At 43.4% G+C, this 21,102-nt stretch carries 44 protein-coding genes; 41 read left to right on the top strand and 3 right to left on the bottom strand.

Annotated features, from left to right (window positions below):
* Positions 1–103: 103 nt before the first annotated feature.
* Both G9G54_RS26035 and G9G54_RS13795 read right to left on the bottom strand, forming a co-directional pair.
* Positions 104–325 carry a helix-turn-helix domain-containing protein gene (locus G9G54_RS26035; RefSeq protein ID WP_165178496.1) on the bottom strand — a complete coding sequence of 74 codons (222 nt, stop codon included), beginning with the start codon at positions 323–325 and terminating at the stop codon, positions 104–106.
* Between the two features lie 208 nt (positions 326–533).
* Complete coding sequence (locus G9G54_RS13795; protein ID WP_069010845.1) at positions 534–968, bottom strand: helix-turn-helix domain-containing protein; 435 nt, start codon at positions 966–968, stop codon at positions 534–536.
* A 197-nt stretch (positions 969–1,165) separates the two neighbouring features.
* On the opposite strand from G9G54_RS13795, the gene G9G54_RS13790 reads away from it, so the two are divergent.
* The 21 genes from G9G54_RS13790 (at position 1,166) to G9G54_RS25655 (ending at position 9,114) form a co-directional block, all read left to right on the top strand.
* On the top strand, positions 1,166–1,414 hold the full coding sequence (locus tag G9G54_RS13790; RefSeq protein WP_238808046.1) for a helix-turn-helix transcriptional regulator: 249 nt from the start codon (positions 1,166–1,168) through the stop codon (positions 1,412–1,414).
* A gap of 13 nt (positions 1,415–1,427) precedes the next feature.
* Positions 1,428–2,315, top strand: coding sequence for a DUF3102 domain-containing protein (locus G9G54_RS13785; protein ID WP_238808044.1), 888 nt, complete (start codon positions 1,428–1,430; stop codon positions 2,313–2,315).
* On the top strand, positions 2,308–2,742 hold the full coding sequence (locus G9G54_RS13780; RefSeq protein ID WP_165081226.1) for an ORF6C domain-containing protein: 435 nt from the start codon (positions 2,308–2,310) through the stop codon (positions 2,740–2,742). The genes G9G54_RS13785 and G9G54_RS13780 overlap by 8 nt, the downstream gene beginning before the upstream one ends.
* 163 nt (positions 2,743–2,905) lie before the next feature.
* Entirely contained in the window at positions 2,906–3,031 is a 126-nt protein-coding gene (locus tag G9G54_RS26030) for a hypothetical protein (protein ID WP_274597345.1), read from the top strand.
* Complete coding sequence (locus G9G54_RS26025; RefSeq protein WP_267238285.1) at positions 3,028–3,153, top strand: hypothetical protein; 126 nt, start codon at positions 3,028–3,030, stop codon at positions 3,151–3,153. The genes G9G54_RS26030 and G9G54_RS26025 overlap by 4 nt, the downstream gene beginning before the upstream one ends.
* Positions 3,146–3,403, top strand: a complete 258-nt coding sequence (locus G9G54_RS13775) for a hypothetical protein (RefSeq protein ID WP_165178494.1) — start codon at positions 3,146–3,148, stop codon at positions 3,401–3,403. Before G9G54_RS26025 ends, G9G54_RS13775 begins: the two co-directional genes overlap by 8 nt.
* Complete coding sequence (locus G9G54_RS13770) at positions 3,387–3,653, top strand: hypothetical protein (RefSeq protein ID WP_165178493.1); 267 nt, start codon at positions 3,387–3,389, stop codon at positions 3,651–3,653. The genes G9G54_RS13775 and G9G54_RS13770 overlap by 17 nt, the downstream gene beginning before the upstream one ends.
* Before the next feature lie 75 nt (positions 3,654–3,728).
* On the top strand, positions 3,729–3,947 hold the full coding sequence (locus tag G9G54_RS13765) for a hypothetical protein (RefSeq protein WP_165178492.1): 219 nt from the start codon (positions 3,729–3,731) through the stop codon (positions 3,945–3,947).
* A gap of 13 nt (positions 3,948–3,960) precedes the next feature.
* Positions 3,961–4,182, top strand: coding sequence for a hypothetical protein (locus G9G54_RS25660; RefSeq protein WP_238808042.1), 222 nt, complete (start codon positions 3,961–3,963; stop codon positions 4,180–4,182).
* Positions 4,157–4,807, top strand: a complete 651-nt coding sequence (locus G9G54_RS13760) for an ERF family protein (RefSeq protein ID WP_165178491.1) — start codon at positions 4,157–4,159, stop codon at positions 4,805–4,807. The genes G9G54_RS25660 and G9G54_RS13760 overlap by 26 nt, the downstream gene beginning before the upstream one ends.
* The gene (gene ssb, locus G9G54_RS13755; protein ID WP_165178490.1) at positions 4,808–5,191 is read left to right on the top strand and encodes a single-stranded DNA-binding protein; all 384 of its coding nucleotides are present in this window, start codon (positions 4,808–4,810) and stop codon (positions 5,189–5,191) included.
* An 82-nt stretch (positions 5,192–5,273) separates the two neighbouring features.
* Entirely contained in the window at positions 5,274–5,678 is a 405-nt protein-coding gene (locus G9G54_RS13750; protein WP_165178489.1) for an HNH endonuclease, read from the top strand.
* Between the two features lie 26 nt (positions 5,679–5,704).
* Positions 5,705–5,926 (top strand): hypothetical protein, encoded by a 222-nt coding sequence (locus G9G54_RS13745; protein ID WP_165178488.1) that lies wholly within the window; start codon positions 5,705–5,707, stop codon positions 5,924–5,926.
* Positions 5,927–6,372: 446 nt separating this feature from the next.
* Positions 6,373–6,495: a hypothetical protein gene (locus tag G9G54_RS26020; protein ID WP_274597344.1), complete on the top strand. Its 123-nt coding sequence runs from the start codon at positions 6,373–6,375 to the stop codon at positions 6,493–6,495.
* A 60-nt stretch (positions 6,496–6,555) separates the two neighbouring features.
* Positions 6,556–6,915: a hypothetical protein gene (locus G9G54_RS13740; protein WP_165178487.1), complete on the top strand. Its 360-nt coding sequence runs from the start codon at positions 6,556–6,558 to the stop codon at positions 6,913–6,915.
* A 41-nt stretch (positions 6,916–6,956) separates the two neighbouring features.
* Positions 6,957–7,286 (top strand): hypothetical protein, encoded by a 330-nt coding sequence (locus G9G54_RS13735; RefSeq protein WP_165178486.1) that lies wholly within the window; start codon positions 6,957–6,959, stop codon positions 7,284–7,286.
* A 206-nt stretch (positions 7,287–7,492) separates the two neighbouring features.
* Positions 7,493–7,819 carry a Lar family restriction alleviation protein gene (locus G9G54_RS13730; RefSeq protein WP_165178485.1) on the top strand — a complete coding sequence of 109 codons (327 nt, stop codon included), beginning with the start codon at positions 7,493–7,495 and terminating at the stop codon, positions 7,817–7,819.
* The gene (locus tag G9G54_RS13725) at positions 7,816–8,319 is read left to right on the top strand and encodes a hypothetical protein (RefSeq protein WP_165178484.1); all 504 of its coding nucleotides are present in this window, start codon (positions 7,816–7,818) and stop codon (positions 8,317–8,319) included. The genes G9G54_RS13730 and G9G54_RS13725 overlap by 4 nt, the downstream gene beginning before the upstream one ends.
* On the top strand, positions 8,316–8,609 hold the full coding sequence (locus G9G54_RS13720; protein ID WP_165178483.1) for a hypothetical protein: 294 nt from the start codon (positions 8,316–8,318) through the stop codon (positions 8,607–8,609). The genes G9G54_RS13725 and G9G54_RS13720 overlap by 4 nt, the downstream gene beginning before the upstream one ends.
* 120 nt (positions 8,610–8,729) lie before the next feature.
* Complete coding sequence (locus G9G54_RS13715; RefSeq protein WP_165178482.1) at positions 8,730–8,984, top strand: DUF3310 domain-containing protein; 255 nt, start codon at positions 8,730–8,732, stop codon at positions 8,982–8,984.
* A complete protein-coding gene (locus G9G54_RS25655) occupies positions 8,947–9,114 on the top strand; it encodes a hypothetical protein (RefSeq protein WP_238808041.1) in 168 nt (55 codons plus the stop codon). Before G9G54_RS13715 ends, G9G54_RS25655 begins: the two co-directional genes overlap by 38 nt.
* Here G9G54_RS25655 and G9G54_RS13710 read toward each other — a convergent pair.
* Complete coding sequence (locus G9G54_RS13710) at positions 9,111–9,323, bottom strand: helix-turn-helix domain-containing protein (protein WP_165178481.1); 213 nt, start codon at positions 9,321–9,323, stop codon at positions 9,111–9,113. The two genes, G9G54_RS25655 and G9G54_RS13710, sit on opposite strands and share 4 nt — an antisense overlap.
* 149 nt (positions 9,324–9,472) lie before the next feature.
* On the opposite strand from G9G54_RS13710, the gene G9G54_RS13705 reads away from it, so the two are divergent.
* The 20 genes from G9G54_RS13705 (at position 9,473) to G9G54_RS13610 (ending at position 21,083) form a co-directional block, all read left to right on the top strand.
* Complete coding sequence (locus G9G54_RS13705; protein ID WP_165178480.1) at positions 9,473–9,667, top strand: hypothetical protein; 195 nt, start codon at positions 9,473–9,475, stop codon at positions 9,665–9,667.
* Between the two features lie 11 nt (positions 9,668–9,678).
* Positions 9,679–10,587, top strand: coding sequence for a hypothetical protein (locus tag G9G54_RS13700; RefSeq protein WP_165178479.1), 909 nt, complete (start codon positions 9,679–9,681; stop codon positions 10,585–10,587).
* Entirely contained in the window at positions 10,541–11,380 is an 840-nt protein-coding gene (locus G9G54_RS13695; RefSeq protein ID WP_165178478.1) for a DnaA ATPase domain-containing protein, read from the top strand. Before G9G54_RS13700 ends, G9G54_RS13695 begins: the two co-directional genes overlap by 47 nt.
* Before the next feature lie 28 nt (positions 11,381–11,408).
* The gene (locus G9G54_RS13690; RefSeq protein WP_165178477.1) at positions 11,409–11,717 is read left to right on the top strand and encodes a hypothetical protein; all 309 of its coding nucleotides are present in this window, start codon (positions 11,409–11,411) and stop codon (positions 11,715–11,717) included.
* Positions 11,714–12,073: a BC1872 family protein gene (locus G9G54_RS13685; RefSeq protein ID WP_165178476.1), complete on the top strand. Its 360-nt coding sequence runs from the start codon at positions 11,714–11,716 to the stop codon at positions 12,071–12,073. The genes G9G54_RS13690 and G9G54_RS13685 overlap by 4 nt, the downstream gene beginning before the upstream one ends.
* On the top strand, positions 12,070–12,231 hold the full coding sequence (locus G9G54_RS13680; RefSeq protein WP_165178475.1) for a hypothetical protein: 162 nt from the start codon (positions 12,070–12,072) through the stop codon (positions 12,229–12,231). The genes G9G54_RS13685 and G9G54_RS13680 overlap by 4 nt, the downstream gene beginning before the upstream one ends.
* Before the next feature lie 54 nt (positions 12,232–12,285).
* Positions 12,286–12,666 carry a zinc-finger-containing protein gene (locus G9G54_RS13675; RefSeq protein WP_165178474.1) on the top strand — a complete coding sequence of 127 codons (381 nt, stop codon included), beginning with the start codon at positions 12,286–12,288 and terminating at the stop codon, positions 12,664–12,666.
* Positions 12,659–12,928, top strand: a complete 270-nt coding sequence (locus G9G54_RS13670; protein ID WP_165178473.1) for a hypothetical protein — start codon at positions 12,659–12,661, stop codon at positions 12,926–12,928. The genes G9G54_RS13675 and G9G54_RS13670 overlap by 8 nt, the downstream gene beginning before the upstream one ends.
* On the top strand, positions 12,921–13,349 hold the full coding sequence (locus G9G54_RS13665) for a YopX family protein (RefSeq protein ID WP_165178472.1): 429 nt from the start codon (positions 12,921–12,923) through the stop codon (positions 13,347–13,349). Before G9G54_RS13670 ends, G9G54_RS13665 begins: the two co-directional genes overlap by 8 nt.
* Before the next feature lie 112 nt (positions 13,350–13,461).
* Positions 13,462–13,758: a hypothetical protein gene (locus G9G54_RS13660; RefSeq protein WP_165178471.1), complete on the top strand. Its 297-nt coding sequence runs from the start codon at positions 13,462–13,464 to the stop codon at positions 13,756–13,758.
* The gene (locus G9G54_RS13655; RefSeq protein ID WP_165178470.1) at positions 13,755–14,162 is read left to right on the top strand and encodes a RusA family crossover junction endodeoxyribonuclease; all 408 of its coding nucleotides are present in this window, start codon (positions 13,755–13,757) and stop codon (positions 14,160–14,162) included. The genes G9G54_RS13660 and G9G54_RS13655 overlap by 4 nt, the downstream gene beginning before the upstream one ends.
* Entirely contained in the window at positions 14,159–14,356 is a 198-nt protein-coding gene (locus G9G54_RS13650) for a hypothetical protein (protein ID WP_165178469.1), read from the top strand. The genes G9G54_RS13655 and G9G54_RS13650 overlap by 4 nt, the downstream gene beginning before the upstream one ends.
* Before the next feature lie 190 nt (positions 14,357–14,546).
* A complete protein-coding gene (locus G9G54_RS13645; RefSeq protein WP_165178468.1) occupies positions 14,547–15,539 on the top strand; it encodes a hypothetical protein in 993 nt (330 codons plus the stop codon).
* 18 nt (positions 15,540–15,557) lie between these two features.
* On the top strand, positions 15,558–15,821 hold the full coding sequence (locus G9G54_RS13640) for a hypothetical protein (protein ID WP_238808039.1): 264 nt from the start codon (positions 15,558–15,560) through the stop codon (positions 15,819–15,821).
* Positions 15,818–16,258 carry a hypothetical protein gene (locus G9G54_RS13635; RefSeq protein WP_165081285.1) on the top strand — a complete coding sequence of 147 codons (441 nt, stop codon included), beginning with the start codon at positions 15,818–15,820 and terminating at the stop codon, positions 16,256–16,258. The genes G9G54_RS13640 and G9G54_RS13635 overlap by 4 nt, the downstream gene beginning before the upstream one ends.
* A gap of 515 nt (positions 16,259–16,773) precedes the next feature.
* The gene (locus G9G54_RS13630; RefSeq protein ID WP_165178466.1) at positions 16,774–17,085 is read left to right on the top strand and encodes a hypothetical protein; all 312 of its coding nucleotides are present in this window, start codon (positions 16,774–16,776) and stop codon (positions 17,083–17,085) included.
* A gap of 75 nt (positions 17,086–17,160) precedes the next feature.
* Positions 17,161–17,688 (top strand): terminase small subunit, encoded by a 528-nt coding sequence (locus tag G9G54_RS13625; RefSeq protein ID WP_165178465.1) that lies wholly within the window; start codon positions 17,161–17,163, stop codon positions 17,686–17,688.
* The gene (gene terL / locus G9G54_RS13620; protein WP_238808037.1) at positions 17,642–19,129 is read left to right on the top strand and encodes a phage terminase large subunit; all 1,488 of its coding nucleotides are present in this window, start codon (positions 17,642–17,644) and stop codon (positions 19,127–19,129) included. The genes G9G54_RS13625 and terL overlap by 47 nt, the downstream gene beginning before the upstream one ends.
* The gene (locus tag G9G54_RS13615; RefSeq protein ID WP_165178464.1) at positions 19,123–19,326 is read left to right on the top strand and encodes a hypothetical protein; all 204 of its coding nucleotides are present in this window, start codon (positions 19,123–19,125) and stop codon (positions 19,324–19,326) included. The genes terL and G9G54_RS13615 overlap by 7 nt, the downstream gene beginning before the upstream one ends.
* Positions 19,327–19,328: 2 nt before the next feature.
* Positions 19,329–21,083 carry a portal protein gene (locus tag G9G54_RS13610; protein ID WP_165178463.1) on the top strand — a complete coding sequence of 585 codons (1,755 nt, stop codon included), beginning with the start codon at positions 19,329–19,331 and terminating at the stop codon, positions 21,081–21,083.
* The last annotated feature ends 19 nt before the right edge of the window (positions 21,084–21,102 follow it).

The raw sequence follows: 21,102 nt of genomic DNA, 5'->3' as shown, positions 1-21,102 counted from the left end.
AGAATTCACCAATATATGATATGTTTAACCTGTAGCGCAATATTAGCGCTTCACAGTACGTGAATGAGTGTACTGTTATCCCGGTCAGAGCGACTTTCGTCACTCATCTGCTACTGCTTTCTATACGTTCATAAAGATCTTCCATGTGGCAGCCAATAGCCCCGGCAATGGTCATGGCTGTTCCGTAAGACATCATTGTTCGGTTTGTTGCGTAATCGGATATTTGCGATTTGCTCATTCCGATCTGTTCGCATAACCATTGTTGATTCTTACGTATCTCCTTTAAACGTATAGTTAGCAGGCAGCGACCAGGCTTATATACCATGATCATGCCTCACTGTTATTTTATTCTTGAATAAGAACACGCGTTCCCTTAAAATGAAGTATACTGATAGCAATTATGCAACGGGAGCTGATACGCATGGAGAAAAGGATCGTTTTTAACATCACAAAAGAAATATTGGAGGAAATTGGTTTAAATCCTGAGTTTGTACTTAACAACATTAGGAAGGCCAATGTTAAACCAGAATGTGTTAAAGATCATCTCCATCGTTCTGAGAATCATGATTTTTGTTCTTCATAGCTCTCTCTGCCCTGACAAACGCAATAAATCTGTGAACTTCGTCTTCCTTTAATTCCACTCCATCTACTTGAAAATTAAATTTCTTAATTATGTCTTCATCAGCTAAATCAAGTGAATCAATTAGTTCTCTTGAAGGTTCTGTTAATATCTGCGTTCGAATATCAGTTCTGCCCATTAAGTAATCAATTGAGGCGTTATGAAAGTCAGCCATTTTATTTAATGTTTCGTGATCAGGGTTCCTAGTTCCGAGTTCGTATTGTGAGTAGGCGGATCTTGTAATGCCCAATTTTTCCGCGATTTTCTCTTGAGTCAATTTCTTCTCTTTCCTCAAGCTAATAAGGCGATCCGGCAGCAATTTGATTATCTCTCCTTTAATTATATTCATTTATTGAATCCCTCCTGTATTTTACTCCACATAATGTGTCAAATAAAATTAATGCCACGAAAAGTTGCAATAAAGTTTTTTTAGCTAAATAAAGCCACAATTTGTTGCAAAAACATATTGACAACCACAAAATGGAGAGTTATAGTATAAACATGAAATGCCACAAAACGTGGCTAAAGCATGAAAGGCGGTGTAAGATGGTCACTATGAAAAGGACATTGCTTGCCGAACTACGTAAGTCCGAAGGTTCCCAAGAAGATGTGGCAAAAAACTTAGATATCTCTAGACAATATCTGAGCATGATGGAACTTGGTTTAAGAAACCCGACAGCTAAGCTAATGGTCAAAATGGAAAGGCACTTCAAGATTCCAGCTGAAAAAATATTTCCAGACCTTTTTTTTGAAGACGATTGCCACAAAATGAAGCAAAAACGAAAAACTGCTTAAAGGGAGTGATCAAGTGACACAAATTTCACTTTCGTCAGACTTAATTGAAATCACTGCTGAAATAAACAGCTTCAAACAAGTTGCTGGACAAGCTGTGATTGAAATAGGAAAGCGACTCAAACATGTCAGGGATAACGACCTTGTACATGGGCAATGGGAAGCATGGCTTCAATCACTGGACATTGTTCCAAGAACTGCACAAAGAATGATTCAGGCTTTTGAACAATTTGGAAAAGCGACGACGTCGTCGCATTTGTCTACTGGAAAGATTTTCGAAATGCTGTCACTTCCCGAATCCATTGACCGCGAAGAATTCACTAAACAAGCACACGAAATACCATCAACTGGCGAACAAAAAACAGTTGATGAAATGACCGTTCGTGAGCTTAGAGAAGTGAAGAAAGCACTTCAACAAGCACAGAAGCAAGCTGAGACAGCGAAAAACTCAGCCAATCATTTTGAACACCTGTGGCAACAGGCAAAGAACCAGCCGCCTAAAGTCATCACTAATTCCGTTGAAGTGGTCCCTGAAACCATCAAACGTGAACTGGAGGACTTGAAGTTTCAAAACAACAATCTGCGTGCTGGTTATCAAGAGGCAAGACATCAACTCGAAAAATTTGAGCTTCGAGACACTACAGACTTTGATGAAATCGAAGCGCAGAAGCAACGGAAGAAATTGCAACATGAAGCAGATGTGAATGTCCTACAGATTCGATCCAAAATCAATCGTTTTTTGGAAGATGCAGCTATAACAACCTTAATGGAAGGTGCGCTTTCAGCGGCTGACCCCATTACTAAACAGAAGATACGAGAAAGCATTGAAATGCTTGAAAGCTTCACTACCCAAATAAAAACGGCCTTAAGTGGTCGAATAATCGGAGGCGTTATAAATGAGTAAACCAATCGAGCAAACACAATTAGTACCTGTATATGGATTCCTTCAAAAGTCGCTGGAATCACAAGAGCAATCCAACAAGTCACTTCAATTAATGCTTAATCGCATGATGAACATCGAAAGCCATGTAGATGAACGATTTGCTGAAATGACAGAAATGGTTCAGGAAGTTCGCGACTCTGTCTGCTTAACCAATGCTGAATGCTCCATGCTTCACAGTGCAGTAGCAAGTAAATCGACTTCTCTTGCTAAAGATCGCTACCAAGATGAAGATATGGAATTCCGCAAGGTTGTAGGTAAGTATCGTCGGATGATCTGGAAGCAACTTAAGCGTAAATTCGATGTTCCTAAGTACAATTGCATTCGACGTATTGACTTTAAAGAAGCTGTACAGTTTGCAAGCTCATTCAAACCAGAAGCTTACATCTGAAATGAGGGTATTCCTAACTTGGTAATACCTCAGTAAAAGGACGTTGGTTAAATCTACCCCCTTACAGAACGACCTAAGTAGAACTTAGCCCGTCAAAAATATCAACATCTTGACACATATGTAAGAACAACCACAACCCATTGTACATCTAGGAGGGCAAGACATGAAAGTAAATTTCATCCAAGGCGAATTGTCGCTCCAGTTACGGAAATCCATCTTACAGGATTTTGGAAACAACAAAATACCGGATTATATCAAAAAAGATGCACCCAAGGTGGTGAACAAGTGAAGCAGACAGAACAGAAGGGACCTGAGTTCCAGAAGTCCTTACGTGAAGCGATGAAAGAATTCGCTAAAGATAAACAGCTTACTGAATCTAAAAAACAGAAGGGAAGTGCCAAGCATGGCTAAACATCCAAGAGAGATTGAAAACCGCGTGCTGACACCAGTTATCGCTTTTAAACGTCCTGAATCAACGCCTGAACCATTCCAAGAATCAACTAATGCAGTGATCTGCAAGTGTGGCTGTGGCTGTAAGATCAACAAAAGCATGGATAGTTATGTAATTATCGACGGTGATTTGTTCTTAGACGATGGATGCGTAACAAATCACTTCATTAAAGAGGCAGGAGGGCGGCGAGTATATGGCGGGGCTTGCTAAAGGATTGAGAAGCAGTGTGGACGTTATGACGGAATACCATGTGTTAACTGAATGCGGCCGCAATCTTGCTGAATACGATTTTGATATTGATAGTCTATGTCGTCGGCTTGAACAGCGTAATTACAAGCCAAAATTAATAGAAACAGTAGAGGAATACGAAGCGAATTTGGCTGCATATGCCAAGCTCGCAGTTGAATTGGACAAGATGTTTCACCCAGAAGACAGCAGGGAGGACAAACGCACAGCATGAGGTTTCGCAACGTAGACGATATTTTAAAGCATTACGGTTGGGGAGGTGAGGTCAAACTTGTGGAGGTGAAGAAGGATGACGGATCGCAGGGTGTTTCTGGAACTGGCAAAGATCGCAAAACAACGCGGGACGCTAACAAAAACGTTGCTGAGGGTGTACCTGAAAAACATGGTGATAGCTTATAAAAAAGAAAAAGCTGCCGAAGCAACGGCAGCACAGATCAAGCACATATCAAAAGTAAGTATCGTGATTATACCACAACGAAAGGTCGAATGGTATGAAAATATCGGATGAACGGACCTACTATGTGTTACAGCACAAAGAAGGATACTTCATCGACATAGCAGGGAATATGAGCACTGACTTTATGCGTGTCACACGTTGGCACAATATCGAAGAAATTAACGACTATCTCTATAGAAGCAAACACTATGCACCAACGGACCCAGAGAATTACCGTGCTCGTAAAGTAAAAGCCACCTATGAATTGGAGGATGAGACATATGAACATCTATCAAAAATTGATTGAGGTGCGGAAAGAGGTTCCTTATATACAGAAGGCGGATAAGGGATCGCAGTATCAATATACAGGTTCAAGCCGTGTGCTAGCTTCACTCAAGAAAAAAATGGACGAGCTAGGGTTACTCCTAGTGCCAGCTATAACAAAACCTACATTGCATGAATCAACCGTGGAATACGAAGAGACTGACCAAAAGGGAAACAAGAAGCCTAAACGAACTACGACGTACTTTACAGAGCTTGAAATGACTATGACATGGATCAATGCAGATGAACCCAAAGAGCAAATAACAGTCCCTTGGTACGGTCAGGGAGTGGATATAGCAGGTGAGAAGGGTGTCGGTAAAGCCCTAACATATGCTGAAAAATATTTCATGCTCAAATTTTTCAACATCGCTACAGATAAAGACGATCCAGATTCATTCCAGCAAACTCATGGATTGGTCAATATGATTACCTCCAAACAAGTCGGCGAGGCAAAAAAGATGTGGCTTGAACTTGGATTTAGTGCAGATGCCATTAATCAGCAGACATTAAAACTCTACAGAAAGCAGCTAACACAGCTTACAGAAGATCTAGCAGATGATTTCATTACTAAATTGCAGGCTATGAAAGCCGAAAAGGAGACAGCTTAAATGTTGAACTTATCCGTACTGATTGGACGTCTAACACGCGATCCTGAATTGAAATATACACCAAGTGGAATTGCAAACACTACGTTTACTCTTGCCGTTGATAATCCTTTTTCTAAAGACAAAGAAGCTGACTTTATTCCCATTGTAGTATGGCGTCAGCAAGCTGAGGCTTGTGCTAACTATTTACGCAAAGGACGATTGTGCGCAATTGAAGGTCGGATTGCTACTCGTAACTATGAAAAGGACGGACGCAAGGTATATGTAACGGAAATTATCGCTAACAACGTGCGCTTCCTAGAACGACCTGAGAATGGTGGGCAACAGCTTGAACGACAAGACCCGGACTATTCACGAGGAGTGAGCGATGATGATCTTCCATTCTAAATATGAACGAGATAAAGACCCATTTTACGACGATGGTGGACCCTTACCCGAGCCTATTGACGGACCATTTTAGGAGGTAGCTATGGCACTCGCGAAACGAAAGAAACCTATACCAGAGTGGCGCCAGAGTATTCTGGCCCACCATAACCGCCGGGGAAAGCCTAAAAAGAAGCGTGCTCCTGTTGATCCAGAAGTTATGAGCAAAGAGAAAGTACGTGCTGCTGTGTCTGAGCGTGACGCATCTGTAGGCGCTCATAATTGCTGCCTATTGAGTGGTAGACCGGGACCGGGATTACACTTGCACCGCATCGTTTACGGCTCACAGGGAGGCAAATACGAGGTAGATAACTGCGTATTGCTCTCATATGACATGCATGCATTGGTACACAGCAATAAACGAGTATGGCAACCCATACTACTAGACCATATCAAGGCAATGAAATATGCACCTGATATGACTCCAATATATCAAGCGAGAAATCTATAGCCCCCAAGGGCAGAGAGGACAAACACATGGGTGAGCAATTGAAAATCGTTTGTTGGGCGACAGGTTTTAAGTTCGAAAATGGAGCCTATGAGGTTCATAGCCAAGATGGCCGTTTTCAAGGGTTTTGTTCTGTAGCGAGTTTAAAAGAAAAAGGTTTGGTACGGCGGATAGACCATACCAAGAAGGCAGAAGTATTTTTAAACACGGATGAAGGTCGGGCGTGGTTCAGAAAGAACCGCACAGTTTAGCCCCATAGGGGATAAGAAGGAGGCTTAGCCCTCCATAAGGGGGAGAGACACATTAACCTTGAAGAGCATTTGAAATCTGAAATTAAAAAATATAGCCTGTGGGCTTTCCTTGAAGCACACGGGAGTCGGGAAGGTAGTTTTAGTTCTGGCTATCTTCAAGCCTTGGAAGATGTGCTAGCCAAACTTAAAGAATGTGAGCAATTAACACTATTTTAAGGGGGATACACCCCCTACTACCTATACCAAAGGAGAGATACAATGAGAGTCATTTATATAAAATGGCACGCAAATTACGAGGAATTGAAGCTGTGTGAGACATACCCAGCCACTCGTTATAAGCCGGGCTGGATACTTATTGGCACGGTGCTCTATAGAGCAGGATGTTTCGAAGAGGCATAACAGCCTCTTACCCTATACCCTAAACAAATTAAAAGGAGCGAATGAAAATGTTTACAGAAACGAATGATCGGAAGTTATTGCGCGAGATCGGATACGAAGAAAGCCTGCTTGCAACCATGACAGATGAGGATTGCGAAGCAGAGGTACAAGAACTGCCGTACAACGCCTAAACAGAGGCCTTCGGGCATCTTACCCTATACCCCTATATAACACTCAAGGAGGAACGAGGAATGAAAAATATTAACGAGGTACTCCGTAAGTTGGCAGAGACCAGATTGTCATGTCCAACTTTTATCATAGATGAGCTTGAAAGATTATATTACGAGTCCGAAGAAAACGGAATGGCTACCGCTCTGCTGGAGTCAGACCTATTATCTAACAAAAAGGAGCTTGCAGAGAGGGAGCGGACAATAGACCATCTTCGCAAGTCCCTAGAAGCGACCGTGATACCGTTTAAATTTTACGCTGATCCGAACACGTATGATCCTGTTCATTTGGACAAGCTTGGATACATCATTATAGATGAAGATGGCGGAGCGTCAGCCAAAGCTGCGTTGGCAGCGGTGTTGAAGGCATTAGGTAGGGAGTAACCCACCAATACAATACGCTCAGGCGTGGAAGGGTGATAGATATGTCGGTAAAGGATATGACAGACCAGCAGCTTAACATGCAGCTTGAAATACTTTTGGGAGCAAAGGAGGACAGACACCGCAAGGGCAATGTCATAAAGGGTACTTACTCTGTAAGCCCGAAAGATTACTGCGCCGATCCTGCCGCCTCTCTGGAGGTACAGGCAAATGCTATAGAGGTAGATGCGGCTTCATACGTTCAAAATTTACAGGAAATCAAGTGGGGGCATATGTTTACTGAAACCTTACTTGTACGGATTGCAGAGCTTATTAATGCCAGTCCCCGAGAGAGGGCAGAGGCTGCTTATATGACATTATCAAGCAGGGTGTAGGACCTACACCCACTAAGGGAGGATATATAGATGAAAGGTCATCCAGATGAGGTTAAGCAAAAATGTCAACGCGATAAATGTAGTCGTGAAAGATATGAATTGATACAGTCTCCAATTCCAGGCGATAAGAGGTTCGTATGTAGCAATTGTTGGAACTACCTTTACAAGAAAAGCAAGACGACAAAATGAACTGGGAGGAAATATTGATGAAAGCATGCCCATTTTGTGGAGGAACACCATACATCAACCGATGGCATAGCGAAAAAGGTACAAGCATTAAATGCAAGAACTGCGGATGCACAACACAAGTCGAATACGGGGAAAATGGAGCTCTTGCGGTGTGGAATAAGCGCACAGCAGAAACCGCAAGACCGCTTGATGAGTGGCATGAGGATCATGGAGCTGTACTATGGTGGGAATTCCCGATTGTGGAACCTCCATATTGCGGAACTCCATTGGATGCAGACTGGCCTGATTATCATACGCATTGGACGCCAATAAACATACCCGTTTTAAGGGAGGAACAACAATGACAGACAAACCAGAGAGACTTATAAGCGCAGATAAATTGCTTGAGTGGGCTGAATATGAAACTTGGGAATTATATTGTGACCTAAAGGCAGAAATAGAATGTAATACGTTTGATCCAGACCCACCACAGCAGCCAGATATACAGGTAGGGGAACGTAACTGGCAAGAGGATATGGACAAGGTTAATGCATACAAGCATACACAAACTCTAGCACACCGACCACCAGGCATGGAACTTCCCACATATGGATTTAAATTTGAGTCTCCTTTTGTCCCTCTTGAATACTGGCTCCAACAATATGCAGCACTTGAAAGGGAATACGAACGGTTCCAGAAGGCTGCAATGGGCTGGAATGATGATTTAACCGCCGTTGAGAAAGCATATGAAGGACTACAAGCGAATTGTGTAAGCCGTGGAGAATATGAAGCGACATTAAAGAAACTGGACGACATGACCAAAGCATATCATGCTCTCCTGCAAGATAAAGGAGACAAGCTATGACACTTGAACTTGCTATGACCCCATCACAATATAACGAAATGATGAAGGAGATTGCTCGTGCTCACCGCTTTGGAGGATTGAGTAAAGCGATTTGGGATGACGAAGAAGCACGAAGTCGCTGCAAATACATCAAATATGTCCGTCCTAATTGGGATATGAGAGATGGCAGATGCTTTTCAATTCGTTTTGATCCGTGCGGAAAAGAATTTCATAGCGGATACGGCGAAACAGTACCGCTTTACGATCAAATTGTGGAATGGTTGAACAGTCCAAGGGAGAACACCCCATGATAAGAGCCTATACCTATATATTATGCGCATTACTGTTATATGTGGGTGTAGTCAGTATAGATAGGTATATGATCATCATGCCGATTGAACCGAACACTTTGAGCATAGGGAGAGTTGTCCATGAGTGACGCTATACGCCCGTATCACTACTCTTTCGGTGGCATTGAACCAATTGACTTCATGCATGTGAAAATGTCTCCTGCGGCTTACAGAGGCTTTCTAGCAGGCAACGTAATTAAATATATCTCTCGCTATGAGCATAAGAATGGATTGGAAGATTTGAAGAAGGCAAGATATTACCTTGATCGTCTCATAAAAGACTCGGAGGAAAGTGAAGATGGCAGCAAACAGCGATTACACACTACTGAAAATTGACCTCGCCTATGCTGAAGAGAAGCGAGACGAGGCCGACAGATACGGAAACTATGCGGATGTCATGCACTACGAATGGCAGATTGACCGCATCAAGCAAAAGATGGATCGACTCGAGCAGAGAGGGGCTTAGTTCTCGTCTGGTACATGTTCCAGTATATCACCAGGCTGGCATCCAAAGAAGGTACATAGGGCGTCAAGCGTAGCATAGTCGATGCCCTTACCTTCATCGTTATAAAGCTTTGCCAACGTTTTACGTGTGATGCCAGTTTCTCTCTCTAACAAAACAAAGTTCTTCACCTTATGTTCACCCATTAAAACGGACAATTTGTTACGGATCACGAGATCACCTACACACTTATTATTTAATTCTATCATATACAGTTCATGTGATAAGTAAACAGTATAGACCAAAATGAGTAATATAGTACCCATAATGGGTAGAATAGAGTATACTAGAATCAACAAGAACAAATGAGAGGGATGATGAAATGGTTCGCTATTACTATCACGAATGGACAAACGAGGAAGAAAGAATTCTTACCGATATCATGACTACTGGCAGGCAGCAACGAATGAAAGTGGACGAGCTATTTGTCCAAGCTGCTGCTGAACTTGAGAGAACAAAGGCATCTGTAAGAAACCACTGGTACAAAATGAACAGCGATCAAAGTCAAGCGGTTTAGGTGGTGATTTTATGGCCTTCATCGGTATTGACCGGGACATAAGAAATCATTGGATTTATAAAGATCCGGAATACTTCAAAGTTTGGTTTGAAATGCTGTGTTGCGCCAGGTATGCGAGAGAGCCAAAGACAGATTTTCAGGATGGTGAAGTATACACGCTGAACTATGGGGAATTTATGTTTGGTCGGATTAAGTGGAGCGGTCGGTTAAACGTGGGAGAACAGAGGATTAGAACTCTTATAAAAAAGCTAATTAAAGAAGAAATGATCGAGTTAGTTTCAAAACATAGATACTTCTCGATCTACAAAGTTATAAATTACGAAAAATTTAACCATCTGAATAACCAGCAGGAAACCCATACAGGGCAAGGGATTCAAGGTGATGCTAACCAGCAGACTAACCACCTGCTAACCACCTGCCAACCATCTGCTAACCATCTGCTAACCACAAAAGAACAAAGTAATAACAAAGATAACAATGTAAACAAAGATATAAAAGATATATATGAATTTTGGAATTCTCTCGAAATTATCAAACATCGGGAACTGACTCAGAAAATGAAATCTAGTATAAATGCCCGACTAGAGAACATGACCATTGATGAAATAAGAGAGGCTATTGGTAACTACAACACTATTATTACAAGCGAACTCTATTGGTATACGTACAAGTTCACTTTGGACAAGTTTATGAATCCCAAAAACATCGACCAGTTTCTAACTGAGAACAAACCATTTGAAACATTCAGAAAGCAAAAAGGAGGTGGTAACGGTGGAAAGAGTGGGCGATATGATGCAAGACATGCAGAAGCGAGTAGAAAAGATGCGAGCAAACATGAAGAACTCTTCATCGGGAAATTTGGAGACAACACAATTGAAAACCCAGAAGAATTCGACAGAATGCTCAGAAACTTCGAATAAGGATGGCTGCCCGAAGTGCGATTACACCGGGACCATTAATACATTCCGCTGGGTAGAGGATGATAGCTATACGGATAAACATGGAAAACCCATACCCCGAGAGATTGCCACCGTAGAGCTTTGCAGTTGCTTCTATGAGCGTCAATTTAACAACTATAACCCAACGGATGGATTTTCACCTAAAGAGCGCACATACCTCTTTATGACCGCGACAATGGATGATTATAACCGGACACAGTTTTCTAAAGCTATTGATTTTGTCAGAAATATAGAGGTCCACATGCAGGCTGGAACATGGCTCTACATTTTTGGTGACGATGAACGGGCAACAGAGGTCCAGAAGAAAGCAGGCTATGAAGTCTCTGCTTTTGGAACTGGAAAAACATACATGATGCAGTGTATTGCTAACGCGCTGGCCCATCGCAAGATACCAGGACTGTATGTGACAGAGGAAAAGCTATTTAGCGATATCAAGTCCACATATAACCGGGACAGTGACGAATCAGAGGAAGAAGTACTCCAACGGTATTACCGTGTGCCAATCCTGATGATAGACGACATATTCACTGCGCCTTACAAAGACTGGGCGGAAGGAAAACTATACAGCATATTGGAAGAGCGTAAAAACCATAGCAAGGTAACGATCATGACCAGCAACTATGCAACAGGTCGTATCCGCCACAGGTTGCCGGAGCATGGCGGCAAAATAGCCAGCCGGATCAACGGACAAGCTGAGTTGATTGAAATGATTGGTCCAGATCGTAGACCACAAATAAAAATAGAGTCTGCTTAGACTCCAATAAGAAGGGAAGAAGATACGGATGCGAAATGTAATTTTTGATGTAAGCAAGGAAAGTGTAGGAATTTTGGTAGATCAAATCAAAGGTCAAAATGAGGATAGTTTAATTGCACTGGCCCCACTTTCTAACGGCGTTACAGTCCATGCACCAAATAAAAAAGGCAAATACAAGGGGTACCATCGCTTAGAGCTCCAAGTAATGATACCGGAAGATGCCATTCAGGGTGAGGGTGCTTTAACAGATTTCGGTGCATTCGTGATGCTCAGACTACCAAGAAAAAGGGTGCGGGATCATCTTAAAAATGAAACTGTAAAGGGTGATCGGATATGAATCGTGATGAAGTAATAGCTAAATGGAATAGTATGCAGCCACAAGAGCGAGATATATGGATTGCTACGGATGTGATGGGATATAAGGCGGATCGAGTCAGACCAGGGATGATTATCAACAGTAAAGGTTATTCAACCTCACCAGCAATGTACAGCACTGACATAGGCGCAGCATGGGAAGTGCTAAAGAAATTCAAAACATACCAAATCACATATTCTGAATCAGGATTTTCACATTCAGGAATGAAATACAGAGTTATTGTCGGTAGAAATCAGGATGTGGCTTATTCGGATATAGAAACTGAAGCCATCTGTTTAGCAGCTCTAATAGCTCAAGGAGAGGGGATAGAGGAATGAATACAGGCGAAGAATTGACCGAGGAGCAACGACACAACATGGTTAACTTCATCAAAAGAACTTTTGGCGAGAGTGTAAATGATAGTGAATTAACAAGTGATGATCAAATCAAAAAGATCTATAACGAGGCTGTAAATTATTCAGATTGGGGATTGTAGCATAGCGGCAGCCGAATAAAATCACAGCCCCTAAAGAGAAAGGAGAGGAATAGATTGATTGAAAAATGTAACTATTGCGGTAGCCAAGTAATCTGCGTATCGACAAAAGAATTCTATGGTCGCGACTACGGCGGTAACATCTGGAAATGTACAAGCTGTGACGCTTATGTAGGGACGCATAAAGGCTCTAAGGTGCCGCTTGGCACATTGGCTAACAAGGAGCTTAGACAACTCAGAAATCAGGCTCACGCACTGTTTGATCCGTACTGGAGAAAAGGACGTATGAGCCGTCATGGAGCATATCGAAAACTTAGCGAATTTATGAATCTTCCAAAGGCGGAAACTCATATTGGTATGTTTGATGTAGATAAATGCCGCAAGTTAATTAATGGATTTGCTGATTTTATTGAAAAGGGAGTGGTAAACCATGGATAAGAAGATACAAGAGATACGGGAAGCGCTGGCAGAAGCTACCCAAGAAGACGAGGGAATGACATGGATTCATGCCGATGGAGAAAAGGCGATTGAGTATATATCCTACCTCCTACAACAGATAGAGATTAAGGATAAGGTACTGGAGTTTTATGCTAACCGAGAGAATTGGAGGCAAAAAGGACCATTCAGAGTAGCTGAAATGGATTACGATAACGGCAAATGCGCTCGTGCAGCTTTGAAAGGAGAGGATACAAGTGAGTAGACCATATAGAGTATGGGACACAGAAAGTAAATGCTTCTGGCAGGATATTAACGAGGCACATGTAGGATGTATCGGGCAGTTGTTTATAAAGCCTTCAGGAGATTTTGTATTAAGGCAGAACGGAACGATCATCCATGAAAGCATGTTTCCGGGTAGATTCATCCGTCAGGACTCCACCGGACTAAAAGACCGTAACGGTAAAGAGATATACGAGGGAGATATTGTAGAAGAACTTGATTATAGCGATGGTGCATATTTCCCAAAAGAAAGACAGCCTAAAAAAAGAACTGTTGTTGAATACGATATCGGATTTGTTTATGCACGAGCCGCTTACAATTTGCGTGGTGATATGGAAAATGGTCTTTATAAGGGTGAGGTAATTGGAAACATCTATGAAACCCCACTGGAGGATACCCCATGAATCCAATAGACCCCTATGACCTAATGGACAAAGACTGGGACGAATTCATGCGTAGAGGAATGGCAGAGTTAGAGTGGGAGAAAGCACAGAAAGCACAGGAGGATGAGGCAGCATGATGAAAAAATACTATCGTACTGGTGGAGTTATCAGGGAGCAGAAGCAGCCGAAGAAAAAGAAAGGACCACGAGCACCGCGAATGATTGGATATGACACACCATGTGTTGAGCCTAACAGACTCATAGCAAGCTTGTACGAGCCGTTAGACCCTGAGATAAGCGAATATATTAGACATCAAGCAAATGCAGGCGTACCACGCTCTCAAATCGCTAAAAGGCTTGGTATACCTAAAACGAGGGTAGTTCATGAACTGGACAAGACCAAAAAGTCAGAGCATGGAGGTGCGGCATGATAACGTTTGAGGTAAACATTACGCCAATGGGTGCAGTTCGCATGACGCAGCGGAGCAAGTGGAAAGACCCGTCAGCACAAAATTACCTCACCTACAAAACTAAGATTGGTTACTTGGCGAGAAAGGAGTTTGATAAGCCGTTATCAGGACCTGTAGGAACAGAGATAGGGTTTTATTACCCGGTACCACAACGCTGGAGCAAGAAGAAAAGAGATGATGCGCTTAAAGGAAAAATATTCCCTATAGTCAAGCCTGATATTGATAATTGTGTCAAGGGAATTTTTGATGCTCTAAATAAAATAGCTTGGCAAGATGATAACCGAGTTGTCGCCTTAGTCACACGTAAGTATTATTCCGAACGACCACGAATCGTTATCAAAGTATGGGAGGTAGAAGCAGCATGATAGCATGTTGGATCAACCAAAAGGACGGATATACCCTTATGGACGATTCTGGGACTCGTATAGGCGTTTTGTTTGTCACGGATGACCGAATACTAGGTTGCAAGTTAAAAGGGCTCTACGAGCCTGCTACGTGGTTTAAAACGGATGGTCATAGATTCATAGGCAAACCACCGGATAAACAAATAGGAGCTTAACATGGACTTAATAGCAGCATTATTGATATACGCAATTGTGATGGTTGCCATACGTGAATATTTGAGATAGTCAAGTGACAACCACATACGAAATGTTGTGTAATAGTGCGAAAAATGTACTATAACGGCACAATATATGGTATAATCGTAGTAAATAGATGAAAATAATCGGATAACGAGGTGTGTACAGGTGGACAAACAACAACAGCTAGAAAATTTGCGGTATGAATTACGGACGGAACAGCAAAAACTTGCAGCAGCAGACCAGAACAAGGTGGCAGTACTTACGCAGCATATTACAGATTTGGAACAAGATATTGAGCAGGATGCCAGACTAGCTGAATATAGCCAGCGCGAAGAAGAAGCGCATGCTGAAATTGCTTATATACTGGACGGGCTTGAGGTAGATGGCATGAAAATGCGTCAGCTTTGCAGTAACGAAGGGGCTTACCAAGTCCTTAGAATTGCAGTGCAAGAAATGATGTCTGATCGTGATACAAAATACCTTGAGGAGCTCAAACGTACACAAGAAGAAGCGGCAGCCATTAAGAAAGAACGCGATGATCTGCAAAAGCAATATGATGATTTGTATGAAAAAACGGATGGACTTAAAAAGGAATTGCAAGCAGCACAAGAAGAGATTGTAGACCTTGGACAGAAACGGGATGCAGCAGCTCAAGAAATCGCACGTTTGAACAGCCATATTGATGACCTGCGTGCTGAAGCTGCTGTTGGTGCATCTGCTGCAACAAAGGTGATAAACAGCAATACATCTGGCGCACTCGCTGAGGCTGTTAAGGCATATAAAGAGTCGTTGCCAGCTATTTACGATGTAGTGCAAGTAGACAATAAGGGATCGAAATTTAAAGCTAAGTTGGCAGAGACAGCCGAAGAAATTACTTTTGGTTGGTTAGACAAAGGTAAATACCGGGAGGTGACCGCTGAACAAGCGGATCAGTTTCGAAGAGCAGCCGAAGAACAAAAACGTGCTCATGAGGATCTGGCACAACCTGGCGGTGTGGAAGAGGCAGACGTTGTAGAACTGCCTACGCAGTTTCAAACGCAAGAGGATGCAGACGGACTGGCTCAAGGGGACGCTGGTCAGCAAGTGGCAGGAAAGACAGTTGAGGAACGCCTCACGGCGCTAGAAGCAATGGTATTTGGTAAAGGAGAGGTAGCCTAACGGCTGCCTTTTCTATCAATGCTTAAACGTGATAAAAGCGTGATGCAGCATTATTGGTTTAATCATCCGGGAATAGAGCATCCATACGCTGTGATGATTGATTTAAAGGATGAAGAGGCAACAGGTTCATTGCTGGTCTACTTCGATTTTGATAGACGAGGTTGGAGTATTGGGCGTTGGACTAAGCCATCATTCCACTTATACGAGGAATACAAACTGCATGAAGGGTACAGAGAGGTTGCTTTTGTGCCATTAGTAGAGTTGAAGGAGGGAATAACATGAAAAAGGACAGGGTAACTGAGTTGTTGAAAGACTTTAGATCATATGAGTATGCAGAGAGAATGTGTCGAGTAGCTCTTAGCCGTGACGAGTTGGTGCCAAACACAGCCAATTTATCGACTAATCGCTTGATTAAGCATGGTTCATTGGACGGGCTGAGGTATGCACGCATTGTAAGTATGGTTAAAGGAGCAGTCAGCGAGGTTCTGAGTGACGACCAGCAAATGGTCATCAATCAAAAGTATCTGGACAGAAACACATTAACATTGCATGAGATAGCGACAAAGATGCATAAAGACCCCAGCACTATTTCACGCCTGCATACTGAGTCTATACGTAAATTATCCATTGCACTTGAGCCGCTAAGTGAGGATGAAATGGAAATTACAAACTTTGATCACATGTTTGATCCAACGTGGATATTCAGGGAGCCTGCATGATTTACGCATTTTTTTGCACGCAAAACCATGTGAGAACCTGCTAAGATAGTAGTATAGGAAATATGCGATGGGCAACGGTAGCTATTTGCGCAGTCGCTGTCCACGCTGTTTCTTCACAATATGATGGATATGTGAATGGTTGGGTGTAGGGTGCTGCTGTCGCACGGCTTAATACCAAAGCCCGGCTCTGAGAAAGGGAACTCGTTAAAACTCGCACATATTAATGCAGCGATGATGTGGTGGCGGAAGATAGACGCTAAGGAACGTCGTACCTACCAACTAAGTGATAGTCAGCCAATATCTATTGTTGGAGCCAATAACGCAATCCGAGTGACGCAGAACTGAGTGATCATACAAGGGTGAAAGTCCCTTGTCCACATCAAAAATGATATCTGTACAGAGAGGGTAACGGGTAACCGTTGCTCTTTTTGTTTTTGCCGAAGGCCATCGAGTCGACCGAAATACTTAGCGAAGTGGAGGCCGTATAGAGGGCTTTCCTATAAGGAGGGATATAGTTGGCAAAGTATCGTAAAAAACCTGTGGTGATTGATGCTGTTCAGTTTAAAGTGACCGAAGAGATACCCTGCAAGCACGGGGTAGACAAAGAACATAACAGCATGGATATAGCCAAGTTTATGAATGTTCCATTTCTGAAAGTGCCTACTGCACCAAACGGAACACCTGAAGGCAGGACATACATCGAGATTGAGACGCTGGAAGGAACAATGCAAGCAGATTTAGGCGACTATATCATTAGAGGCGTGAAAGGCGAGTATTATCCATGTAAGCCGGATATATTTGAGCAAACATATGAAGCAGTTGAATAAAGCATCCCGTAATCTAAACCCGAAACACCGAGAGGTGACGGTAAAGTAAGGTACACGGGAGAGAGGAGGTAACACATGGCAGAAGATAAGCATCCAGGAGGTAGGCCGCTTAAGTTCGAGTCTGCTGAGGAACTTCAAGCTAAGATAGATAGCTACTTTGAGTCATGCTATGAAGAAGTATGGACACGTGAAATAAATGAAGAAGGAAAAGAAACGTGGACACCGTCGTTAGATCGCCATGGAAATGTGGAGAAGCATTTGGTAAAACCATTCACAATATCTGGCTTGGCAGTTCACTTAGAAACAGACCGTAAAACGTTGTTGAACTACGAAGATAGGGAAGAGTTTTTCCTCACGGTAAAAAGAGCAAAGGCACGTATTGAGAATTTCACCGAGGAAACATTGCTTACCACAAAGAATCCAGCAGGCGTTATCTTCAACCTAAAAAACAATTACGGCTGGCAAGATAAACAGGATGTGGGCTTATCTGGTGGACTCAACAACACGAATCAGGACTTAAGCAGCCTGACCGCGGAAGAACGGAGGGCGAGAATTGATGAGCTTAACCGCCGCCGAGGAAATGGAGCTTCTACAACTGCTTGAGGTTGAAGAAAAGGAATCAGCCAAGAGTAACTACTATGACTACGTTAAATATGCACATGGTGGATTATACAAGGACAGCAGGCACGGCGAGTTCATATGTGAAATCATTCAGGATACAATAGATCGTAAGAAAGCTATGGTAGAGGGCAATATTCCTATGGAGAATCAATACCTTGGCTTCTCTATTCCTCCACGACATGGCAAGTCTATGACGATAACGGAGACATTACCTAGCTACTACTTGGGACATTTTCCAAATGATCGGATCATCGAGGGATCATACAACACCACGTTCGCGTCTAAGTTTGGCAAAAAAAATCTACAGAAGATGAAATTACTTGGTGAAGATATGTTCTCGCTTAAGATCAGCCCGACATCCAAGTCTTCATCTGACTGGGATATAGACGGAACGCGAGGTGGTATGATCTCACGTGGTATTCTCGCTGGTGTGACTGGTGAGGGCGCGGATCTTATGATTATCGACGATCCGATCAAGAACCGTGAAGAAGCAGATTCACAAGTGTACCGGGATAAGATGTGGGATGAATGGGTTGACTCATTCTCTACACGTTTACATCCGGGTGCTATTTGTATTTTTATCATGACTCGTTGGCATGAAGATGATTTGATTGGGAGATTACAGAATCCCGAATATGGTGAGCCATTACCTATGACCATGGTTAACCTGCCGCTTGAAGCTGAGGAAGGTGATCTGTTAGGCCGTGATCCTGGCGATCCGTTGTGGCCTGAGAGATATAGCTATGACTTCATCGAAACGCGTAAAAAGTATCCATCATCATTTAATGCGTTGTATCAAGGCAGACCAACCAGCCAAGAGGGTAACATGCTTAAGCGGCAATGGTGGCAATATTACGATGTGCTGCCGCCGATGGCATCCAAGCTTATCAGTATTGATGCTGCGTTTAAGGACAACGATGACAGCGACTATGTGGTTATTCAGGTGTGGGGCAAGAGTAGGGCTAACATGTACCTTATTGACCAGGTACGGGCTCGTATGAACTTCATGGCTACAATTCAGACCATCAGGAACGTCCATCAAAAGCATCCTGACGCTGCTTGGAAACTGATAGAGGACAAAGCCAACGGTTCAGCTATCATATCCACTTTACACAGCGAAATAGGCGGTATCATACCTGTTAATCCAGAGGGTGGTAAGGTAGCCCGGGTTAATGCAGTATCTGCTTATATCGAGAGTGGTAACGTGTTTATACCGCGTGGAGTTGAATGGATACATGACTTTGTGGAAGAAGCAGCAAGCTTCCCGAATGGTAAACATGATGATCAGGTGGATGCCATGTCACAGGCGCTGCACAGGTTCATTTACTTTAGCGGAACATTACCAGAGGCATCGGCACCCCCAACGCCATTCCCGTTCCGTAATGATGACAATAATGCAGGAGGTGACTACTTAGGATGGTAGATGATGCGACAAAGCTAGGCGACCTACTCAAGCTACCTGACTTGGAAGAAGAAACAAAGCAGCTCATTAACGCCAAACTACGCGAGCTGATAGGTGAGGTAAAGCCGCCAGTACCGCTCACACCAGCGCAACAGCAAGAGGTGCAGAGCCTAATGTCTGAGTACCTTTACGGCTCAATCAAGAAAGAAGGTGAATAAGCATGCAGCAGACAGTTGACAAGCTGGCTGGAGAACTGGAGAAGCAATATAAAGATGGCCTGTCCTATTTCCGTAGGATGGGCTTTCTTGATAAATGGCCTGAGTATGAGCGGTTCAAAGCGTCTGACCAGTGGCCTGCTGCTACACAGAGAACTAAGCATCTACCGCGGCCTGTGTTTAACGTAATCAAGATGATCGAGACTCATAAGGTTGCAAACGTCATGTCTGAGCAGATCAAGATGATCTTCTCTCTTGAAGAGGTTGACGACCAGCAGTCTGAACAAGAAGACGACCCAGGCGAACTATTTAGTCGTAATAGTGAGGCTACATGGGAACGCATCAAGCAGGATGAGTTGAACGAGGAAGCGCTGGACATAGCAGCCAACACAGGCACAGCCATCTGGCATTACTACTGGGATAACAGCGTTAAGGGTGGCAACAAGTACCCATACATTGGAGAGATGGAGGGTGAGGTCCTTGATCCGATTAATGTGTTCTTTGGTAATCCGCAACAAAGGAATGTACAAAAGCAGCCATACATCATTATCAGCAGTCGTGAACCCATTGACAGTGTACGGGAATATGCCAGAGCTAATGGAGTATCAACAGCCATGGCGAAGCAGATCAAACCGGACAAGGACACTCAGGATCAAGGGTATGACATGGCGAAGGTGGAGCTTAATGATAGCAGTAAGGTGACAGTGCTCACGCGATACTGGCGTGGAAAAGGACAGGTCATGTTCTGCAAAGTTGCATCTGGTATCACGATCAAGAAGCCTACACCAACCGGGCTATCCCTCTATCCCATCGTTGTTATGCAATGGGATAGACGTAAGAAGTCCATACACGGCATAGGAGACACCGAGGGGCTTATACTTAACCAGAAGTCTATCAACACATTAGTAGCCATGCAGATACTGTCTGTGCAGCTTACAGGATGGCCTAAACTGGTATACAAGACAGGTGCTATTAACCCAAGTAAGATAACGAACGCACCGGGGGAAATGATTGAAGATCAATCGCAACCTGGAATGAACGGTGTGAGTTACCTTAATCCGGGTCCGATTAGTGCTAATGCTGCCAACTTAGTCGAATCCATTATGGCATTTACGAGACAAATGACCGGAGCAGACGAGGCAGCGACTGGTTCAGCACCCAGCGCAGACCTTAACGCTACGGCTATTATGCTGCTACAAAAGGCTGCTGCTATCCCAATCGAGTCTATCAAACGCCGATTCTATCGAGCGATAGAGGACATCGGACGCATTTGGGAGGACTTCTGGAAGGTTAAGTATAATCTGTCACGCCAGGTCTTGCTAAAAGACGACGAGGGCGATGATTACGCCACTATGTTCAATGGGTCTCAGTATCAGAACGTAGGATTTACGCTTAAGATCGACGTTGGGCCATCGTCCACGTACAGTGAGTCCCTAGTAGTATCCGGCCTTGAGAACGCGCTGGGTGCTGGCCACATCACGTATGAGCAGTACCTCAAGTACATGCCGAAGAACACAGTACCTTATCGTGACCGTCTCATGAAGGAAATGGACGAGAAGAAGGGCATTATTGGCATGATGGAACAGATTGTCGAGCAAATGTCACCAGAGGAAAGAGCACAGTTCGACACACTCACGCCTGAACAACAGGTCATGACGCTGCTTAATGTGGTTGCTCCACAGCAGCCAGCACCAGAACAAATGATGGGACAAACACCACAAGCGGTACCAATGCAACAACCAGTGCCAATAGGCATGTAATAAGGGCTTCTGCTGAGAC

Origin of the sequence: Paenibacillus sp. EKM212P (genome assembly GCF_011066115.1) — a bacterium.
GTDB classification, from domain to species: Bacteria; Bacillota; Bacilli; order Paenibacillales; family Paenibacillaceae; genus Paenibacillus; species Paenibacillus polymyxa_B.
This window is presented reverse-complemented; position numbering and strand designations above follow the sequence as displayed.

Excerpts from the sequence above, each read along its gene's own strand:
- G9G54_RS13735 (WP_165178486.1), top strand. The coding sequence starts at position 6,957 with ATGTCGGTAAAGGATATGACAGACCAGCAGCTTAACATGCAGCTTGAA.
- G9G54_RS13750 (WP_165178489.1), top strand. The coding sequence starts at position 5,274 with ATGGCACTCGCGAAACGAAAGAAACCTATACCAGAGTGGCGCCAGAGT.
- G9G54_RS13765 (WP_165178492.1), top strand. The coding sequence starts at position 3,729 with ATGACGGATCGCAGGGTGTTTCTGGAACTGGCAAAGATCGCAAAACAA.
- G9G54_RS13670 (WP_165178473.1), top strand. The coding sequence starts at position 12,659 with ATGGATAAGAAGATACAAGAGATACGGGAAGCGCTGGCAGAAGCTACC.
- G9G54_RS13730 (WP_165178485.1), top strand. The coding sequence starts at position 7,493 with ATGAAAGCATGCCCATTTTGTGGAGGAACACCATACATCAACCGATGG.
- G9G54_RS26035 (WP_165178496.1), bottom strand. The coding sequence starts at position 325 with ATGGTATATAAGCCTGGTCGCTGCCTGCTAACTATACGTTTAAAGGAG.
- G9G54_RS13625 (WP_165178465.1), top strand. The coding sequence starts at position 17,161 with ATGGCAGAAGATAAGCATCCAGGAGGTAGGCCGCTTAAGTTCGAGTCT.
- G9G54_RS26020 (WP_274597344.1), top strand. The coding sequence starts at position 6,373 with ATGTTTACAGAAACGAATGATCGGAAGTTATTGCGCGAGATCGGATAC.
- G9G54_RS13655 (WP_165178470.1), top strand. The coding sequence starts at position 13,755 with ATGATAACGTTTGAGGTAAACATTACGCCAATGGGTGCAGTTCGCATG.
- G9G54_RS13745 (WP_165178488.1), top strand. The coding sequence starts at position 5,705 with ATGGGTGAGCAATTGAAAATCGTTTGTTGGGCGACAGGTTTTAAGTTC.
- ssb (WP_165178490.1), top strand. The coding sequence starts at position 4,808 with ATGTTGAACTTATCCGTACTGATTGGACGTCTAACACGCGATCCTGAA.
- G9G54_RS13705 (WP_165178480.1), top strand. The coding sequence starts at position 9,473 with ATGGTTCGCTATTACTATCACGAATGGACAAACGAGGAAGAAAGAATT.
- G9G54_RS13615 (WP_165178464.1), top strand. The coding sequence starts at position 19,123 with ATGGTAGATGATGCGACAAAGCTAGGCGACCTACTCAAGCTACCTGAC.
- G9G54_RS13740 (WP_165178487.1), top strand. The coding sequence starts at position 6,556 with ATGAAAAATATTAACGAGGTACTCCGTAAGTTGGCAGAGACCAGATTG.
- G9G54_RS13685 (WP_165178476.1), top strand. The coding sequence starts at position 11,714 with ATGAATCGTGATGAAGTAATAGCTAAATGGAATAGTATGCAGCCACAA.
- G9G54_RS13650 (WP_165178469.1), top strand. The coding sequence starts at position 14,159 with ATGATAGCATGTTGGATCAACCAAAAGGACGGATATACCCTTATGGAC.
- G9G54_RS13775 (WP_165178494.1), top strand. The coding sequence starts at position 3,146 with ATGGCTAAACATCCAAGAGAGATTGAAAACCGCGTGCTGACACCAGTT.
- G9G54_RS13660 (WP_165178471.1), top strand. The coding sequence starts at position 13,462 with ATGATGAAAAAATACTATCGTACTGGTGGAGTTATCAGGGAGCAGAAG.
- G9G54_RS13790 (WP_238808046.1), top strand. The coding sequence starts at position 1,166 with ATGGTCACTATGAAAAGGACATTGCTTGCCGAACTACGTAAGTCCGAA.
- terL (WP_238808037.1), top strand. The coding sequence starts at position 17,642 with ATGAGCTTAACCGCCGCCGAGGAAATGGAGCTTCTACAACTGCTTGAG.
- G9G54_RS13760 (WP_165178491.1), top strand. The coding sequence starts at position 4,157 with ATGAACATCTATCAAAAATTGATTGAGGTGCGGAAAGAGGTTCCTTAT.
- G9G54_RS13720 (WP_165178483.1), top strand. The coding sequence starts at position 8,316 with ATGACACTTGAACTTGCTATGACCCCATCACAATATAACGAAATGATG.
- G9G54_RS13725 (WP_165178484.1), top strand. The coding sequence starts at position 7,816 with ATGACAGACAAACCAGAGAGACTTATAAGCGCAGATAAATTGCTTGAG.
- G9G54_RS13715 (WP_165178482.1), top strand. The coding sequence starts at position 8,730 with ATGAGTGACGCTATACGCCCGTATCACTACTCTTTCGGTGGCATTGAA.
- G9G54_RS13680 (WP_165178475.1), top strand. The coding sequence starts at position 12,070 with ATGAATACAGGCGAAGAATTGACCGAGGAGCAACGACACAACATGGTT.
- G9G54_RS13780 (WP_165081226.1), top strand. The coding sequence starts at position 2,308 with ATGAGTAAACCAATCGAGCAAACACAATTAGTACCTGTATATGGATTC.
- G9G54_RS13635 (WP_165081285.1), top strand. The coding sequence starts at position 15,818 with ATGAAAAAGGACAGGGTAACTGAGTTGTTGAAAGACTTTAGATCATAT.
- G9G54_RS13700 (WP_165178479.1), top strand. The coding sequence starts at position 9,679 with ATGGCCTTCATCGGTATTGACCGGGACATAAGAAATCATTGGATTTAT.
- G9G54_RS13610 (WP_165178463.1), top strand. The coding sequence starts at position 19,329 with ATGCAGCAGACAGTTGACAAGCTGGCTGGAGAACTGGAGAAGCAATAT.
- G9G54_RS26030 (WP_274597345.1), top strand. The coding sequence starts at position 2,906 with ATGAAAGTAAATTTCATCCAAGGCGAATTGTCGCTCCAGTTACGGAAA.
- G9G54_RS13690 (WP_165178477.1), top strand. The coding sequence starts at position 11,409 with ATGCGAAATGTAATTTTTGATGTAAGCAAGGAAAGTGTAGGAATTTTG.
- G9G54_RS25655 (WP_238808041.1), top strand. The coding sequence starts at position 8,947 with ATGGCAGCAAACAGCGATTACACACTACTGAAAATTGACCTCGCCTAT.
- G9G54_RS13640 (WP_238808039.1), top strand. The coding sequence starts at position 15,558 with ATGCTTAAACGTGATAAAAGCGTGATGCAGCATTATTGGTTTAATCAT.
- G9G54_RS13770 (WP_165178493.1), top strand. The coding sequence starts at position 3,387 with ATGGCGGGGCTTGCTAAAGGATTGAGAAGCAGTGTGGACGTTATGACG.
- G9G54_RS13795 (WP_069010845.1), bottom strand. The coding sequence starts at position 968 with ATGAATATAATTAAAGGAGAGATAATCAAATTGCTGCCGGATCGCCTT.